The following is a 15,462-nucleotide window of genomic DNA, read 5'->3' as shown; positions in this document are numbered from 1 at the left end:
GGACCATCCCGGACGTGCCGCTGTCCCGAAGCGGCACACAGTAGTTTTCCGCCATACCCGGCCTGACCCCACACCCTAGCTGAGCAGTACGCCGCCGTTCGCAATCTGAGATTGCGAACGGGCCGCCCGCTTCCGCGCACGGGGTTGAGAATGCCGGGTTCTCTCGCCTACCGGCCCTTCGGAGCCTTCCGCTTCCTGCTCGCCTTCCTGGTGCTGGTGAAGCATTTCTGCGCCGACGTGGCGCCGGACTGGCTGGCGGAGGCCACGCGCCCCTACGCCTTCGGCTACGTCGCGGTCCTGGCTTTCTTCATCCTGTCGGGCTTCGTCATCACCGAGGCCATCTACCATTTCTACCGCCACCGGCCGGTCGGCTTCATCGAGAACCGCCTGCTGCGCATCGTGCCGCACTACTTCCTGGCGCTCGCAGCGATGATCGTGGTCTGCCTCGCCTTCTCCGATGCCGGCACGCTGCGCGTGTCGCGCACGGAGATGCTCCCGGCCGGCGCGGCCTTCGACGCCAAGAACCTGCTGGCGAACCTGTTCGGCTTCGTGCCGCTGTCGAACCAGATGATGGATTTCGACTTCATCGGCATCGCCTGGGCGATCCGCGTGGAGATGATGTTCTATCTCTTCTTCGCGGCCGCCCTCTGGCTGGAAGGCGTGGCGGGGCGCCTGTTCGACCGGCGCCTGCTTACCGGCATCCTCGTCGCCATCGTGCTCGTGCTGTGCCCGCTCTGGTTCCTGTCCATGGCCGGGCGGCTGCCCGCGATGATCTCGCTCGCGCCCTACTTCATCTTCGGCTCGGCCTTGTACTTCCTGCTGCGCTCGCGCAGCCGCGAGAGCATCCTGATGGCCTTTCTCGCCTTCGCGGGGTGTACGGCGCAGTTCATGGTCTACTCCGTCCACGGGCGGGAGCCCGGCACCGAGAGCGGCGCCTGGGCGGAGTTCGCGCTCCTCGTCGGGCTCGTCGGGACGATCATCTGGCTCGCCGAGAGCCGGCTCACCCGCCTCCGCTCCATGGACGAGGCGCTCGGGCGGATCACCTATCCGCTCTACGTGTTCCATCCGGTGGTCGAGGTGTTCATCCTCGCCCTGGTGCCGGGCTATTCCTACTGGGCTTTCGTGATCGGCATCGCGCTCAGCGTCGCCGTCTCCTGCCTGCTCCAGGCGCTCATCGACCCGAGCGTCGACCGGATCCGGGACGCGGTGCGCGGGCGGAACCCCGAGATCGGGGCTTCCACATCGGGGGCCTTCGGCGGGGACTACCAGGGCGCCGCCCTGGACCCGCGAAAGGGGTGACCCCTTTCGAAGCCCGGACCTACCGCAGCAGCGTGGCGGCGACCCACCAGCCCGGATTGGCCGCGCGCAGGGTGCGGGCGGCGCGCATGGCGGCGTGCCGGTCGGCGAAGAGGGCGAAGACCGTCGCGCCCGAGCCCGACATCCGGGCGAGGCGGCAGCCGGCCTGAGCGCGGAGCGCCGCGAGCGCGTCGCCGATCACCGGGGCGACGGTGAGGGCAGGGGCCTCCAGATCATTGCGCGCCGGGGCGATCAGGCCGAGCAGCGCGTCCGCATCGAGCCCGCCCGCGATGGCGGGATGCTCGGCCCCGTCGAGCCGGTCGCCGACCTTGAGGCCGAGCGCCTTGAACACCGGCGCGGTCGGCACCGGCACGCCGGGATTGATCAGCACCGCCGGCAGGCTGGCGAGCCCGAGCGGGCCGCCGACCTCCTCGCCCGCGCCGCGCATCATCCGAGCCCGCGGCTCCAGGCAGACCGGCACGTCGGCCCCCGTCGCGCGCGCGGCGTCGACCACGGCCGGATCGTCGATGGCCACGCCGTTCAGCCGCGCGAGCAGGCGCAGCGCCCCGGCCGCGTCCGACGAGCCGCCGCCGATCCCCGCCGCCACGGGCAGGCGCTTGTGCAGGCGGAAGGCGCCGTGGCGCAGGCCGGGCAGCCGGGCTGCAAGGTGGCGGGCGGCGCGCAGCACGAGGTTGTCCTCGGTCGGGCCGGCAGGCCCAGCGGTCGGCCCGCTCACGGCGAGGCCGAGATCGGCGCCGGGCTCCAGGGTCAGCACGTCGGAGGTGCTCGCGAAGGCGACGAGGCTCTCCAGCACGTGATAGCCGTCCTCGGGCCGACGGCCGAGGACGTGCAGGGTCAGGTTGATCTTCGCGGGCGCGCGGGTTGTGAGGGAGGACACGGGCGCTCCGGCGTCAGGAACCTCGGGACAGAGGCAGGCCATACGGGGCCGCCGCCGGAGGGGCAAGGCAGAGCGCGTTTCGGAGGGCGGGCGACGATTTCTCGCCCCGTCTCCCGGCTCGCCCCCCTCTCCCCGCTTGCGGGGAGAGGCCTGCCTGCACCTTGTCGTGCCGGCAGGAAGTGGAGGCGCAGGCCGGAGCGGCGGTGAGGGGGCAGCTCAGGAAGGGTCTCCACGGAGCCGCCCCCTCATCCCCGGCTACCGCCTCGCTCAGCCGACGACAGGGTCGGCTGAGCCCTCTCCCCGCAAGCGGGAAGAGGGGATCCTCAGGCACCAGATCGTTCGAACGAAGACTGCCCTCAGCCCCCGGTCTTCTTGTCGGCGGCGCCGGGCGGCTCGTTCGGCTGCGGCGCGCCCTTCGGCAGTTCCGGGTTCTGCGGGTTGTGCGGCGCGGCCACCGGCGCCGGCGGGTTCTCCGCGGTGGCGGTCGGCTTCTCGATCTCGGGCAGGCCGTTCTTCAGCTTCTCGTTGATCTGCTCGAGGTCATCCGGCTCGGGGTTGAGGTCCTTGGCATGCTGCCACTGGAACTTGCCTTCGAGGCGCCGGCCGGCGCGCCAGTAGGCGTCGCCGAGATGGTCGTTGATGGTCGGATCGCCCGGCTTCAGCTCGACTGCCTTCTCCAGTTCGCGCACGGCATCGTCCCAGCGGCCGAGGCGGTAATAGGCCCAGCCCAGGCTGTCGATGATCATGCCGTCGCGCGGGCTCAGATCCGCGGCCTGCTTCAGCAGCTTGAACGCGTCGTCGATGTTGAGCTTCTGGTCGACCCAGGAATAGCCGAGATAGTTCAGCACCTGGGCGCGGGCCGCGGGCTGGCTCGCCGGCACGAGCTCCAGGGCCCGCTTCAGGTCGGCCTCGGCCTTCGGCCATTGCTTGGCGCGCTCGTAGGCGGTGCCGCGGAAGTAGAAGGTCGTCCAGTAGTTCTGCACCGGGCGGTCGCCGATGAGACCGATCGCCTTGGTGTAGGTCTCGGCGGCCTCGGCGTACTTCTTGCGCGAGCGCTGCACGTTGCCGAGCGCGGTGATGACGTCGATGTCGTCGGGATGCGCCTTCATGGCGGCGTCGAGATGGGCCAGCGCCTCGTCGCCCTTGCCCATCTGCTCGAGGTTCAGGCCGACCTGGATGTCGGCGTTGAGCTTGAGCGGGGAGGCGGCCGGGATCTGGGCGTAGGCCTCGTTGGCGCGCTCGGGCTGCTTCATCCGGTCGAGGATGTCGGCGAGGGTGAGCCGGGCCAGCGCGTGCTCGGGGGCGAGGTAGAGGGCGAGGCGCAGGTAGATCACCGCCGGCAGCTCGTCGCCCTGCGTCGAGCCGGCCGAGCCGAGGCCGTAGAGCACCTCGGCCGCGCCCTCCTGCGCCGAGCCGACCAGACGGCCGAGCGGCTTGCCGGCCTTCAGCTTGTCGAGGGCGTCGCGCACGATCGGGTGGCGCGGCATCAGGTTGTCGAAGTCCGTGTAGACCTGGATCGCCACGTCGGTGCGGCCGGCCGCCGCCTGCTGGCGGGCATAGGCATCGACCACGCGCAGGGTGTTGCGGTCGGCCTCGTAGGCACCCTTGAGGCGGCGCTCGGCCTCCGCCTGATCGCCGACCACCGAGGCGATCAGGCCGGCATGGTAGTCGCGGAAGGTGTTGTAGTAGCGCTCGCCCTTGAGGCGGCCGACCGTCTCCAGCGCCTTCTTGCCGTCGCCCTGGCCGGCATAGGCCCAGGCGGTGAGCAGCGTCGCGGTGAGGTCGGCGGCGGCGCCGCGCCCGCTCTTGGTGAAGTTCTGGCGGGCGGCCGACCATTGGCCGGCCTTGATCTGGCGCACGCCGAGCGAGAGGTTGGCGAGCCCGTTGGCGCCGTCGCGGGCGGTGAGGCGCTCGGCCGAGCGGAAGGCGTCCGGCAGCGCGCCGTCGGCGAGCAGCGAGATGAAGGCGCGCTCCAGAAGCTCGGCGTTGCGCGGGTCGGCCTTCACGGCCTCGCGATAGAAGGTGGCGGCGGCGGCGGTGTCGCGGGCGGCCCCGGCGATGTAGGCGGCGAGGAAGTTGCCCTCCAGCGAATCCGCCGGCTCGTACTCCGTGATCGGGGCGGATTCCCGCGGCTGCGCGGCAAGGGCGGGACTGAGGCCGGCCGCGAGCACGAGGGCGATCACCGAGACTGTGCGGCGGGCGCGTCGATCGAACATCCGGAAAACTCGCGGCTCCTCGCGCACCGCAGCCCAGGAAGGCCGCGGCGCTGAACGGGCGGGACTCTGGACCCTACCCGCCATGCCCGCAAGGCGAAAGGATGGCGCGGCGGGGAGCGCCCGCCGCGCCGGCCACACTCACATGTTCGGATAGTTCGGGCCGCCCGGACCCTCCGGGGTGACCCAGTTGATGTTCTGGTTCGGGTCCTTGATGTCGCAGGTCTTGCAGTGGACGCAGTTCTGCGCGTTGATCTGGTAGCGCACGCCGCCGCTGGCCGCCGCGTCCTCCACCCATTCGTAGACGCCCGCCGGGCAGTAGCGCGCGGACGGACCGCCGAACACGTCGTGCTCGGAGGATTTCTGCAGGCCCGCATCCTTCACGTTCAGGTGGGGCGGCTGGTCCTCCTCGTGGTTGGTGTTCGAGAGGTAGACCGAGGAGAGCCGGTCGAAGGTCAGCTTGCCGTCGGGCTTCGGGTAGACGATCGGCGTCACCTCCGAGAGCGGCTTCAGGCAGGCATGGTCCGGCTTGCCGTGCCGGAGCGTGCCGAAGGGCGAGGCTTCGAGGATGGTGTTCGACCACATGTCGAGCCCGCCGAGCCCCACGCCGACCAGGGTGCCGTATTTCGACCAGAGCGGCTTGACGTTGCGCACGCGCTTCAGGTCCTGCCCGATCGGGCTGTCGCGCCAACCCTGCTCGTAGGCGGTCAGCTCGTCGCCCTGACGGCCGGCCCTCAGGGCCTCGCCGATCGCGTCGGCCGCCTGGATGCCCGACAGCACCGCGTTGTGCGAGCCCTTGATGCGCGGGACGTTCACGAAGCCCGCTGAATCGCCCACCAGGCAGCCGCCGGGGAAGACGAGCTTCGGGACCGATTGCCAGCCGCCCTCCATGATGGCGCGCGCGCCGTAGCCGATGCGCTTGGCCCCCTCGAAGGTCTCGGCGATCATCGGGTGGGTCTTGAAGCGCTGGAACTCCTCGAACGGCGACAGGGTCGGGTTCTCGTAGTTCAGGTGCGTGACGAAGCCGACCGAGAGCAGGTGGTCGTCGAAATGGTAGAGCCAGGAGCCGCCGCCGGCCTTGTTCGGCAGCGGCCAGCCCATGGTGTGCTGCACGAGGCCGGGCTGGAACTTGCCGGGCGCGAGCTGCCACAGCTCCTTGACGCCGAGGCCGTATTTCTGGTGGTCGCTGCGGGCGTTGAGCTGGAAGCGGTCGATCAGCGTCTTGGTGAGCGAGCCGCGCGCGCCCTCGCCGAAGATCGTGTACTTGCCGCGCAGCTCCATGCCGCGGGTGAAGTCGTCGCGCGGCTCGCCGGAGCGGCCGATGCCGAGATCGCCGGTGGCGATGCCGACCACCACGCCGTGCGCGTCGTAGAGCACTTCCGCGGCCGGGAAGCCCGGATAGATCTCGACGCCGAGCGCCTCGGCCTTGACGCCAAGATACTTCGTCACGTTCGAGAGCGAGCCGACGAAGTTGCCGTGGTTCGACATCAGCTTGGGGAAGAACAGGTTCGGCAGGGTGATGCCGCTGTTCTTGGTGAGGAACATGAACTCGTCGCGCTCGACCGCGGTCTTGAGCGGGCGCTCGGGATCGTCGCGCCAGTCCGGCACCAGCAGGTCGAGGCCGGACGGGTCGATCACCGCGCCCGAGAGGATGTGCGCCCCGACCTCGGAGCCCTTCTCGACGACGACGACGCTGATCTCATCGCCGGCCTCCGCCGCGCGCTGCTTCAGGCGGATCGCCGCGGCGAGGCCCGCCGGCCCCGCGCCGACGATCACCACGTCGAAATCCATCCCCTCGCGTTCGGGAAGCGCCATCCTCGTCTCCTGCCTCTCGTGTCGGCCCTGTCTTCGGCCTGATCGTTCGTCCGCGCCGGGCTCGTGAACCCTTCTCGGCCTGTCTCGGTATTGTCAGGCTTGCTTTCAAGCAATTCCTCAACCCATTCCAAGGTAGGATGGCAAGGCTTGCCTGGCAGGTGAGGCGCGCCATCGCGCCGCTGCCGGGGCCCCGGCGGCGCGCGTTGTCCACAGGCTTGCGACGCCCCACATGACGACGATGGCACCGCCCACCGAAGCGCAGCGCGACCTCATCGCCTATCTCGACTTCCACAGCGAGGCCGGCGTCGACGCCGTCCTGGACGAGCGCCCGCATGACCGCTTCGGCGAGGCCGACGCACCAGAGCCCCATTCCGCGCAACGACCCGCCCCGCGCCGCGCAGAGGCGTCTTCGCCCCGGCCGTCCCTGCCGCCCCGCGGCGAGGCGCCGCCCGCCCGGGCACCCGCTCCGGCGCGCACCTTCGGCCAGGCGGCCTCGGCCAAGCCCGACGAGGCGGCCACCGACGCCCGCGCCCGGGCGCGGGCGGCCCAGAGCCTCGACGAGCTCGAAGCCATCCTGAAGGATTTCGAATCCTGCCCCTTGCGCTTCACCGCCAAGAACCTCGTCTTCGCCGACGGCAACCCGGCGGCGCGGGTGATGTTCGTGGGCGAGGCGCCCGGCGCCGACGAGGACCGTATCGGCAAGCCCTTCATGGGCCGCTCGGGCCAGCTCCTCGACCGGATGATGAAGGCGGTCGGCCTCGAACGCGAGACGGCGTACGTCGCCAACATCGTGCCCTGGCGCCCGCCGGGGAACCGCAACCCGACGCCGCAGGAGGTCTCGGTCTGCAAGCCCTTCATCGAGCGGCAGATCGAGCTGGTCGATCCGGACCTCATCGTCTGCCTCGGCAGCCCCTCGACGCAGACGCTGACGGGGACGAAGGACGGCATCCTGAAGGCGCGCGGGCGCTTCTTCCCCTACCGTCTGCCGAGCCGCGAGGTGCGGGCGCTCGCCACCCTCCACCCCGCCTATCTCCTGCGCCAGCCGGTGCAGAAGCGGCTCGCCTGGCGCGACTTCCGGCTCCTGCGGGCGGCCCTCGACGGAAAGGCTTGACCGTTCCGGCGGAACCGGGGCTTTTGCCCGGCCATTACTAGTGACCGCCCAGGGTGGGCGGCCGGGCAGGGCGGCTGGCAGATGCGCTGGGACGATTTCCGGTCTTCGGACAACATCGAGGATCGCCGCGGCGAAGGCGGCGGCGGCGGCATCGGCTTTCCCGGCGGCGGCGCCGGGGGGCTGGGCATCGGCACCATCGTGGTGCTGCTCATCATCGGCTGGGTGACGGGCATCAACCCGGCGATCCTGATCGGCGGCGCCGAGCAGATGACCCGTGGCGGTGGGCAGAGCCGCGAGGAGCGCGTCGACCCGCAGACGCAGCAGCGCCGCCGGCAGCAGCCCACCGACGATTCCGGACGCTTCGCCGCCAAGATCCTCGGTAACACCGAGGACGTGTGGAGCCAGATCCTGCCGAACCAGACCGGCAAGCAGTACACGCCGACGACGATGGTGCTCTATACCGGCGGCACCCGCAGCGGCTGCGGCTCGGCCCAGGCCGCGATGGGCCCGTTCTACTGCCCGCTCGACAAGAAGGTCTATCTCGACACGAGCTTCTTCAAGGAGATGGCCACGAAGTTCGGCGTAAAGGGCGATTTCGCCTACGCCTACGTCATCGCCCACGAGGTCGGCCACCACGTGCAGGACGTGCTCGGCATCCTGCCCAAGGTCCAGGCGCGCCAGCAGCAGGCCTCGAGCAAGCGCGAGGCGAACGCCCTGTCGGTGCGCGTCGAGCTGATGGCCGACTGCCTTGCCGGCGTCTGGGCCAAGAACTCGAACGACAAGTGGAACGCCCTCGACCAGAGCGACATCGAGGAGGCGCTGAAGGCCGCCAACGCCATCGGCGACGACAAGCTCCAGGAGGCCTCGCGCGGCTACGCCGTGCCCGATTCCTTCACGCACGGCTCGTCCGAGCAGCGGATGCGCTGGTTCATGAACGGCTACAAGAGCGGCCAGACCCGCGCCTGCGACACGTTCAAGACCGCCAACAACTGAGCCGCCGCATGACCCTTCCCTGCAGAGGGGAAGGGGGGACACAGCGCACGGCCGCTTCGTCCGTGCTCCGAATGTGTTCCACGTGAGGTGGGATCCGGACCGAAGGCTGAGCCCCATGAAGCGCATCCCCGTCGACGCAAAGCTCTCCGTCGCCGCGCAGCCGAGCGAGGCCGAGATCGCAGCGCTCGGGGTGGAGGGCGTGGCGCTCCTCATCAACAACCGCCCCGACGACGAGGAGCCCGGCCAGCTCGGCTCAAGCGCGGAGCGCAAGGCGGCGGAGGCCGCCGGCCTCGCCTATCTCGACCTTCCGGTGACCGGGCCGACCATCACCGAAGAGGCGGTCCGGCGCTTCGCGGAAGCGGTCGCGGCGGCGCCCGGCCCTGTCGTCGCCCATTGCCGCAGCGGCACGCGCTCGCTCACCCTCTGGGCGATCGCGGCTGTCCGCTCGGGCCGGCTGCAGCGCGAGGAGGTCCTCGCCTTCGGCGCGGAGCGCGGCATCGACCTCGCGGGCGCCCTGCGCTGGCTCGACGCGCATCCGGAAGGCTGACGCTCAGGCCGGGGACAGCTCCCGCGCCTGCACCTCCAGGGCGCCGAACAGGCGCTCCAGTTCCGCGCCCTCGATCTGGTGGAAGCCGAGCGAGCGCCCGAGCATCAGGCCGAGCACCGCGCAGACCAGCACGCCGCCGGCACCCGGGCGGCCCTCCACCGAGGCCAGCTGCGCGAAACGCTCGTCCATGAAGGCGCGGAAGCCGGCGAGCGCCTCCGGATTCTCCACCGCCGCCAGGAGCAGCGCGTCCGGGAAGCCGCATTCCTCGGCGTAGAGCTCGCGCGCCAGCGCCACCGCGGCGAGCGGGATGGCGGCCGGCGCATCGCCCTGCGCCACGACCTGCTCGGCGATGCCGGTGCGCATCCGCTCGACCTTGCGGGCCGCGAGCGCGCAGATCAGCGCGTCCTTCGAGGCGTAGTGGTGGAGCACGCCGCCCTTGCTCAGCCCGGCCTCCGCCGCCACCGCGTCGATGGTCAGGCTGCGGTGCTCGGAGCGGCGCAGCAGCGCCTCGGCCGCGTCGAGGATGATGTCGGCCCGGTCGGGGCGCCGGCTGCGCGCGCTGCTCATGGCTTCGGTCTCACGTGGTCGACCACATTCAATTAAAAACCGTCTGGACGGTCGGTAATCTAGCGGATATGGCTGCGGCGCGAAAGGGAGAATCGGCGGTGACGACAGCTTCCCGGGCCGTAACCATATCATCCGCGGCCCTCCTGCATCTCTGTGCGCTCGGCGCATTCGCGCCCGGCGCGGCCCTGCTGGTGCCCCGTGGGGCCCTGGCCGACGAGGTGCCGCTGAAGGCGCAGACGCTGGTGCGGACCGCGATCGCCGCGGAAAGCTCCGTGGCGTCCGAGGCGGTGATCACCGGCGACATCCAGGCCCAGGCGCAGACGAACGTCTCGTTCCGCACCAACGGCAAGATCGCCGAGCGTCTCGTCGAGGTCGGCGACCACGTCACCGCCGATCAGGTGCTCGCCCGGCTCGATCCGCAGGAGCAGCGTGCGAACCTCGCCAATGCCGAGGCCGCCCTGACCTCGGCCGAGGCGCGGCTGACGCAAGGAAAGCTCAGCTTCCAGCGCCAGCAATCACTGATGCAGAGCGGCTACACGACGCGGCCGGCCTTCGACAACGCCGAGCAGGAGCTGCGCGGCGCCCAGGCCGCGGTCGATTCGGCCAAGGCCTCGCTGGGCACCGCGCAGGAGCAGTTCTCCTATACCGACCTGAAGGCCGGCGTGACCGGCATCGTGCTGAGCCGCTCGCTCGAGACGGGCCAGGTGGTCCAGGCCGGGCAATCGGTGCTAGCCGTGGCGCAGGACGGGCCGCGCGACGCGGTCTTCAACGTCTACGAGGCGCTGCTCGCCGCCCCGCCGGCCTCCAACCGGGTCGAGGTGACGCTTCAGGCCGACCCGTCCGTGACCACGACCGGCACGGTGCGCGAGATCGCGCCGAGCGTCGATCCGGCCTCGGGCACGGTGCGGGTGAAGGTCGGCATCGCGCAGACGCCGCCGGCCATGTCTCTGGGAAGCGTGGTGATCGGGCGCGGGCGCTGGAAGCCGCGCAAGGCCGTGGTCCTGCCGTGGTCGGCGCTCTACCGCTGGCGCGGCCATCCCGCGGTCTGGATCCGCGAGCCGAAGGGCGGGACGGTCAGCCCGCGCGCCGTCGCCATCGAGCGCTACGGGCCGGATTCGATCGCGCTCGCCTCCGGCGTCACGGCCGGCGAGGAGGTCGTGGTGGCCGGCATCCAGTTCCTGCGCCCCGGCCAGACCGTCACCGTCGCGGAGACCGTGCGATGAGGCTCCCCAACCCGCAGCGGACGGCGCTCGCCGCCGCGCTTCTCGCCGCGCTCTCCGCCTGCAAGGATGAGACGGGCGACAAGGCCGAGGCGCCCCCCATCCGCCCCGTGCTCTACACGGTGGCGAAATCCGTCGACACGGTGCGCTTCGGGCCCTTCGCGGGCACCGTGGAGCCGCGCTACCAGTCGCAGCTCGGCTTCCAGATCGGCGGCCGGGTGGTCGCCCGCGACGTCACGGTCGGCGACCTCGTGAAGCGCGGCCAGCGCCTCGCCGCCCTCGACCCGATAGTGCCGCGCTACGCGCTGACCCGCGCCGAGGCGGATGTGTCCGATGCCCGCGCCCAGACCGAGAACGCGGTCGCCACCGAGGCGCGCACCCGCCGCCTGATGGAGGGCGGCAACGTCACCCAGGCCCAGCTCGACGCGGCGGTGGCCAACCGCGACACCGCCCAGGCCCGCCTCGCCCAGGCGCAGGCGAGCTTGAAGAAGGCCCGCGACCAGATCGGCTATACCGAGCTGAAGGCGGATTTCGACGGCGTCGTCACCGAGCGTCGCGCCGAAGTCGGCCAGGACCTCTCGGCCGGCCAGACCGTGGTGACGGTGGCCCGGCCCGAGGTGCGCGAGGCGGTGGTCGACATCCCCGAGGAGCTCGTCGGCGCCATGCCGAAGGACGGGCGCTTCACCGTCGCCCTCCAGAGCGCGCCGGACGTGACCGCGATCGGCACCGTGCGCGAGGTCGCGCCCTTCGCCGATGCCAGCACCCGCACCCGGCGCATCCGCATGGCCCTGCAGGATCCGCCCACCGCCTTCCGCCTCGGCACCACCATCACGGTGGTCCTGACGCGCCCGGTGGAGCCGCGCATCTACCTGCCGGCGACCGCGCTCCTCAGCGAGGCGGGGAAGGATTCCGTCTGGGTGGTGGACGGCGACGGCGCGCACGTGACGCGGCGCGCCGTGACGGTGGCCGAGCGCAAGGCCGAGCGCGTCGCCCTGAAGGCGGGGCTGAATCCCGGAGAGCGCGTGGTCGTGGCCGGCGCGCATTCCCTGAGCGAGGGCCAGACGGTCCGGCTGTCCGACGAGGCGCTGTGATGCACGCTCCCACCGACACGACCGGCCGCGAGACGCAAGGCCAGCCCGAGAAGGACCGGCACGAGACCGGCTTCAACCTGTCCGAATGGGCGCTCGCGCACCGCTCCTTCGTCTGGTTCCTGATGGGGATCAGCCTGCTCGCGGGCGCGCTCGCCTACACCAAGCTCGGCCGCGAGGAGGACCCGCCCTTCGCGATCAAGACCATGGTCGTGCAGGCCGTCTGGCCCGGCGCCACGATCGGCGACACCCTCGAGCAGGTGACCGACCGGATCGAGAAGGAGGTGCAGCAGATCAATGCCCTCGACTACGTGAGGAGCTACACCACGCCCGGCCAGGCGACGGTGTTCGTACAGTTCCGCGACACCACGAAGAAGGAGGAGATCCAGCCCGCCTTCTACCAGGTGAGGAAGCGCCTCGGCGACATCCAGAGCCGGTTCCCGCAAGGGGTGCAGGGCCCGTTCTTCAACGACGAGTTCGGCGACGTCTACGGCAACGTCTACGCCTTCACGGCGGACGGCCTGACCCACCGGCAATTGCGCGACTACGTCGAGGGCGTGCGCACCGAGATCCTGAAGGTGCCGAACATCGGCAAGACCTTGCTGCTCGGCACCCAGAAGGAGGTGATCTACCTCGACTTCGCCACCCGCAAGCTCGCGGGCTACGGCATCGACTTCAACCAGCTCATCAAGACCCTCCAGACCCAGAACGCGGTGACGGCCTCGGGCGTCGTCCAGGCCGGGCCGGAGCGCGTCTCGGTGCGGGTGAGCGGGCAGTTCGCCTCCGAGGAATCGCTCCTCGACATCAACCTGCGCGTCAACGACCGCTTCTTCCGCCTGTCGGACGTGGCGGAGATCTCGCGCGGCTACGAGGATCCCCCGGCCGCCATGTTCCGGGTCGACGGCAAGCCGGCGATCGGCCTCGCCATCGCCATGCGGCCGGGCGCCAACCTCCTGCATTTCGGCGAGGACCTGAAGACGCGCATGCGGCTGATCGAGGAGAAGCTCCCGATCGGCGTCGGCATCCATCTGGTCTCGGACCAGCCGAAGATCGTCGAGGAGGCGGTCGGCGGCTTCACCAAGGCGCTGGTCGAGGCGGTGGTGATCGTGCTCGCGGTCAGCTTCATCAGCCTCGGCGTCCGGGCCGGCCTCGTGGTCAGCCTGTCGATCCCCCTCGTGCTCGCCATCGTCTTCGTGGTCATGCAGATCATGGACGTGACGCTGCAGCGCATCTCGCTCGGCGCCCTCATCATCGCGTTGGGCCTCCTCGTCGACGACGCGATGATCACCGTCGAGATGATGGTCGCGCGACTGGAACTCGGCGACACGCTGAGGAAGGCGGCGACCTACGCCTACACCTCCACCGCCTTCCCGATGCTGACGGGCACGCTGGTGACGGTGGCGGGCTTCCTGCCCATCGGCTTCAACGGCTCGTCGGCGGGCGAGTACACCTACTCGCTCTTCGTGGTGATCGCGGCCTCGCTCCTCGTCTCGTGGATCGTGGCTGTGCTGTTCGCGCCGCTGATCGGCGTGGCGATGCTGCCCACGAAGATGAAGGCGCATGCCCACGAGCCGGGCCGGCTCGGCCGCGGCTTCCTCGCCGTCCTGCGGCTCGCCATGCGCTTCCGCTGGACCACGGTCGTGGTCTGCGTCGCGCTGATGGGCGCGGCGATCGTCGGCATGGGCCACGTCCAGCAGCAGTTCTTCCCGTCGTCCGATCGCACCGAGATCCTGGTCGACCTCACGCTGCCGCAGAACGCGACCATCGCCGAGACCAAGGCGCAGATGGACCGCTTCGAGGAGAAGCTGAAGGGGGATCCCGATATCGAGCGCTGGTCGTCCTATGTCGGCCAGGGCGCGGTGCGCTTCTACCTGCCCCTCGACCAGCAGCTCGACAACGCCTTCTTCGGCCAGATCGTCGTGGTGACGAAGTCGCTGGAGGCGCGCGAGCGGGTGTTCACGCGGCTGGAGGAGATCGGCAAGACGGAGTTCGTCGGCACCGACGTCTTCGTGAACCCGCTCTCCCTCGGCCCCCCGGTCGGCCGCCCGATCCAGTACCGGCTCTCCGGCCCGGACATCCAGGCGCTGCGCGAGCACGCGCTCGGCCTCGCCAACGTGATCGCGAAGAACCCGCACGTCGCCGTGCCGACCCTCGACTGGAACGAGCCCGGCAAGGTGCTGCGCGTCGAGATCCAGCAGGACAAGGCGCGCCAGCTCGGCGTGACCAGCCAGGACATCGCCGGCATCCTCAACGGCGTCGTCGGCGGCACCGCGATCACGCAGGTGCGCGATTCGATCTACCTCGTGAACGTGGTCGGCCGGGCGCGCGCCATCGAGCGCACCTCCCTCGACACGCTGCAGAGCCTGCAGGTGGGGCTGTCCAACGGCACGGTGGTGCCGCTCCTGGCCTTCGCCAAGCTCGACTACGACCTGGAGCAGCCGATCGTCTGGCGCCGCAACCGCGTGGCGACGATCACGGTGCGCGCCGCGATCATGGACACGACGCAGCCGCCGACCGTGGTGGCCGCGCTCCAGCCGGACATGGACGCCTTCATGAAGGCCCTGCCCGAGGGCTACACCCTGGAGACCGGCGGCGAGGTGGAGGAATCGGCCAAGGGCCAGGGCCCGATCGCCGCGGTGGTGCCGGTGATGCTGCTCACCATGGCCTTCTTCCTGATGGTGCAGCTCCAGAGCGTGGGCAAGCTCCTGCTGGTCTTCTCGGTTGCGCCGCTCGGGCTCATCGGCGTGGTGCCGGCGCTGCTCCTGTTCGACAAGCCGATGGGCTTCGTGGCGATCCTCGGCATCCTGGCGCTGATCGGCATCATCGTGCGCAACGCCGTGATCCTGGTGAGCCAGATCGAGGAATGCGAGGCGGAAGGGCTTGCGCCCTGGGACGCGGTGGTCGAGGCCACGCGCCACCGCATGCGCCCGATCCTGCTCACCGCGGCGGCGGCGAGCCTCGGCCTGATCCCGATCGCCCGCGAGGTGTTCTGGGGCCCGATGGCCTACGCGATGATCGGCGGCATCCTGGCGGCGACCCTGCTCACGCTGCTCTTCCTGCCGGCCCTCTATGTCGGCTGCTACCGGATCCGGCCGCCGAAGGCCGGGTGATCAGGGGGCGCCGCTCCGCTGCACCGTGGCCCCTGGCCTCGAATCGGTCGAGGCGTAGTAGGGCTTGATGTCGAGGAGCGGCGTGCCGTCGAGGCAGTCGAGGCCGCGCACGTGGAGCGTCGCGCCCGCGATGCCGAGAAGCTCCACCACCGAGAGGGCGATCGGGTTCGGCCGGGCGGGGGAGCGTAAGGAGAAGGTGCCGCGGGTGCCGTCCGCGTGGCGCGGCTGCTGGACCAGCAGGCCGCGCGGGGCCCGGTCCATCCAGTAGAGCAGGATCAGGTGGCTCGCGCCCGAGACGTTGGCGAGGCCGGCCGCATAGGCCGGATCGACCTCGACGGTGCAGACCGCCTCCGTCTGCAACCCGTTCTTCGGGCAGTCGCCGCGCTCGGTCCAGGGCGTGCGCAGGCGCCCGATGAAGTGGAGGCCGGCATCGTAGCGCCCGGGCAGGCTCACCGCCTGCTCGCCCGGCCGCAGCCCGAATCCGTCCCCGCCGCCCGCTTCTCCGCTCATCGCCGCCCGCTTTCCCGGTGCCGCCCCCGTCCTCGCGGGTATAGGATGGGCCGGCGGAATGCGAGCGGGAGAGCGGCTTGGTCGAGGAACTGCG

12 protein-coding genes are annotated in these 15,462 nt (G+C 70.7%); 7 read left to right on the top strand and 5 right to left on the bottom strand.

Translation table 11 applies throughout. The features are described 5' to 3' along the window. Window positions 1-150: 150 nt before the first annotated feature. Window positions 151-1,299 (top strand): acyltransferase family protein, encoded by a 1,149-nt coding sequence (locus MTDSW087_RS03270; RefSeq protein ID WP_144760133.1) that lies wholly within the window; start codon window positions 151-153, stop codon window positions 1,297-1,299. 19 nt (window positions 1,300-1,318) lie between these two features. Here the strand turns inward: MTDSW087_RS03270 and MTDSW087_RS03265 are convergent, their stop codons facing one another. The 3 genes from MTDSW087_RS03265 to MTDSW087_RS03255 form a co-directional block, all read right to left on the bottom strand. Beyond that, window positions 1,319-2,236, bottom strand: a complete 918-nt coding sequence (locus tag MTDSW087_RS03265) for a 4-(cytidine 5'-diphospho)-2-C-methyl-D-erythritol kinase (protein ID WP_373321961.1) — start codon at window positions 2,234-2,236, stop codon at window positions 1,319-1,321. 314 nt (window positions 2,237-2,550) lie between these two features. Continuing rightward, window positions 2,551-4,410, bottom strand: coding sequence for a tetratricopeptide repeat protein (locus MTDSW087_RS03260; protein ID WP_144760128.1), 1,860 nt, complete (start codon window positions 4,408-4,410; stop codon window positions 2,551-2,553). A 138-nt stretch (window positions 4,411-4,548) separates the two neighbouring features. Further along, complete coding sequence (locus tag MTDSW087_RS03255) at window positions 4,549-6,222, bottom strand: electron transfer flavoprotein-ubiquinone oxidoreductase (RefSeq protein ID WP_144760125.1); 1,674 nt, start codon at window positions 6,220-6,222, stop codon at window positions 4,549-4,551. A gap of 229 nt (window positions 6,223-6,451) precedes the next feature. Between MTDSW087_RS03255 and MTDSW087_RS03250 the strand changes: the two genes are divergently transcribed. The 3 genes from MTDSW087_RS03250 (at window position 6,452) to MTDSW087_RS03240 (ending at window position 8,873) form a co-directional block, all read left to right on the top strand. Further along, window positions 6,452-7,333, top strand: coding sequence for a uracil-DNA glycosylase (locus MTDSW087_RS03250; protein ID WP_373321963.1), 882 nt, complete (start codon window positions 6,452-6,454; stop codon window positions 7,331-7,333). Window positions 7,334-7,414: 81 nt separating this feature from the next. Then, complete coding sequence (ypfJ, locus tag MTDSW087_RS03245; RefSeq protein ID WP_144760122.1) at window positions 7,415-8,326, top strand: KPN_02809 family neutral zinc metallopeptidase; 912 nt, start codon at window positions 7,415-7,417, stop codon at window positions 8,324-8,326. A gap of 115 nt (window positions 8,327-8,441) precedes the next feature. Next, window positions 8,442-8,873: a protein tyrosine phosphatase family protein gene (locus MTDSW087_RS03240; protein ID WP_144760119.1), complete on the top strand. Its 432-nt coding sequence runs from the start codon at window positions 8,442-8,444 to the stop codon at window positions 8,871-8,873. A gap of 3 nt (window positions 8,874-8,876) precedes the next feature. Here the strand turns inward: MTDSW087_RS03240 and MTDSW087_RS03235 are convergent, their stop codons facing one another. After that, window positions 8,877-9,440 carry a TetR/AcrR family transcriptional regulator gene (locus tag MTDSW087_RS03235; protein ID WP_144760116.1) on the bottom strand — a complete coding sequence of 188 codons (564 nt, stop codon included), beginning with the start codon at window positions 9,438-9,440 and terminating at the stop codon, window positions 8,877-8,879. Window positions 9,441-9,508: 68 nt separating this feature from the next. Here MTDSW087_RS03235 and MTDSW087_RS03230 point away from each other — a divergent pair, with 68 nt between their 5' ends. The 3 genes from MTDSW087_RS03230 to MTDSW087_RS03220 are packed head-to-tail and all read left to right on the top strand — an operon-like array spanning window position 9,509 to window position 14,858. Further along, window positions 9,509-10,663, top strand: coding sequence for an efflux RND transporter periplasmic adaptor subunit (locus MTDSW087_RS03230; RefSeq protein ID WP_144760113.1), 1,155 nt, complete (start codon window positions 9,509-9,511; stop codon window positions 10,661-10,663). Continuing rightward, window positions 10,660-11,751 carry an efflux RND transporter periplasmic adaptor subunit gene (locus MTDSW087_RS03225; protein WP_144760110.1) on the top strand — a complete coding sequence of 364 codons (1,092 nt, stop codon included), beginning with the start codon at window positions 10,660-10,662 and terminating at the stop codon, window positions 11,749-11,751. Before MTDSW087_RS03230 ends, MTDSW087_RS03225 begins: the two co-directional genes overlap by 4 nt. Continuing rightward, window positions 11,751-14,858 carry an efflux RND transporter permease subunit gene (locus MTDSW087_RS03220; RefSeq protein ID WP_144760107.1) on the top strand — a complete coding sequence of 1,036 codons (3,108 nt, stop codon included), beginning with the start codon at window positions 11,751-11,753 and terminating at the stop codon, window positions 14,856-14,858. Before MTDSW087_RS03225 ends, MTDSW087_RS03220 begins: the two co-directional genes overlap by 1 nt. Here the strand turns inward: MTDSW087_RS03220 and tsaA are convergent, their stop codons facing one another. Beyond that, on the bottom strand, window positions 14,859-15,368 hold the full coding sequence (gene tsaA, locus MTDSW087_RS03215) for a tRNA (N6-threonylcarbamoyladenosine(37)-N6)-methyltransferase TrmO (protein ID WP_144760103.1): 510 nt from the start codon (window positions 15,366-15,368) through the stop codon (window positions 14,859-14,861). Between the last annotated feature and the right edge of the window lie 94 nt (window positions 15,369-15,462).

The sequence above is a fragment of the Methylobacterium dankookense genome (assembly GCF_902141855.1).
Classification (GTDB): Bacteria; Pseudomonadota; Alphaproteobacteria; order Rhizobiales; family Beijerinckiaceae; genus Methylobacterium; species Methylobacterium dankookense.
This window is presented reverse-complemented; position numbering and strand designations above follow the sequence as displayed.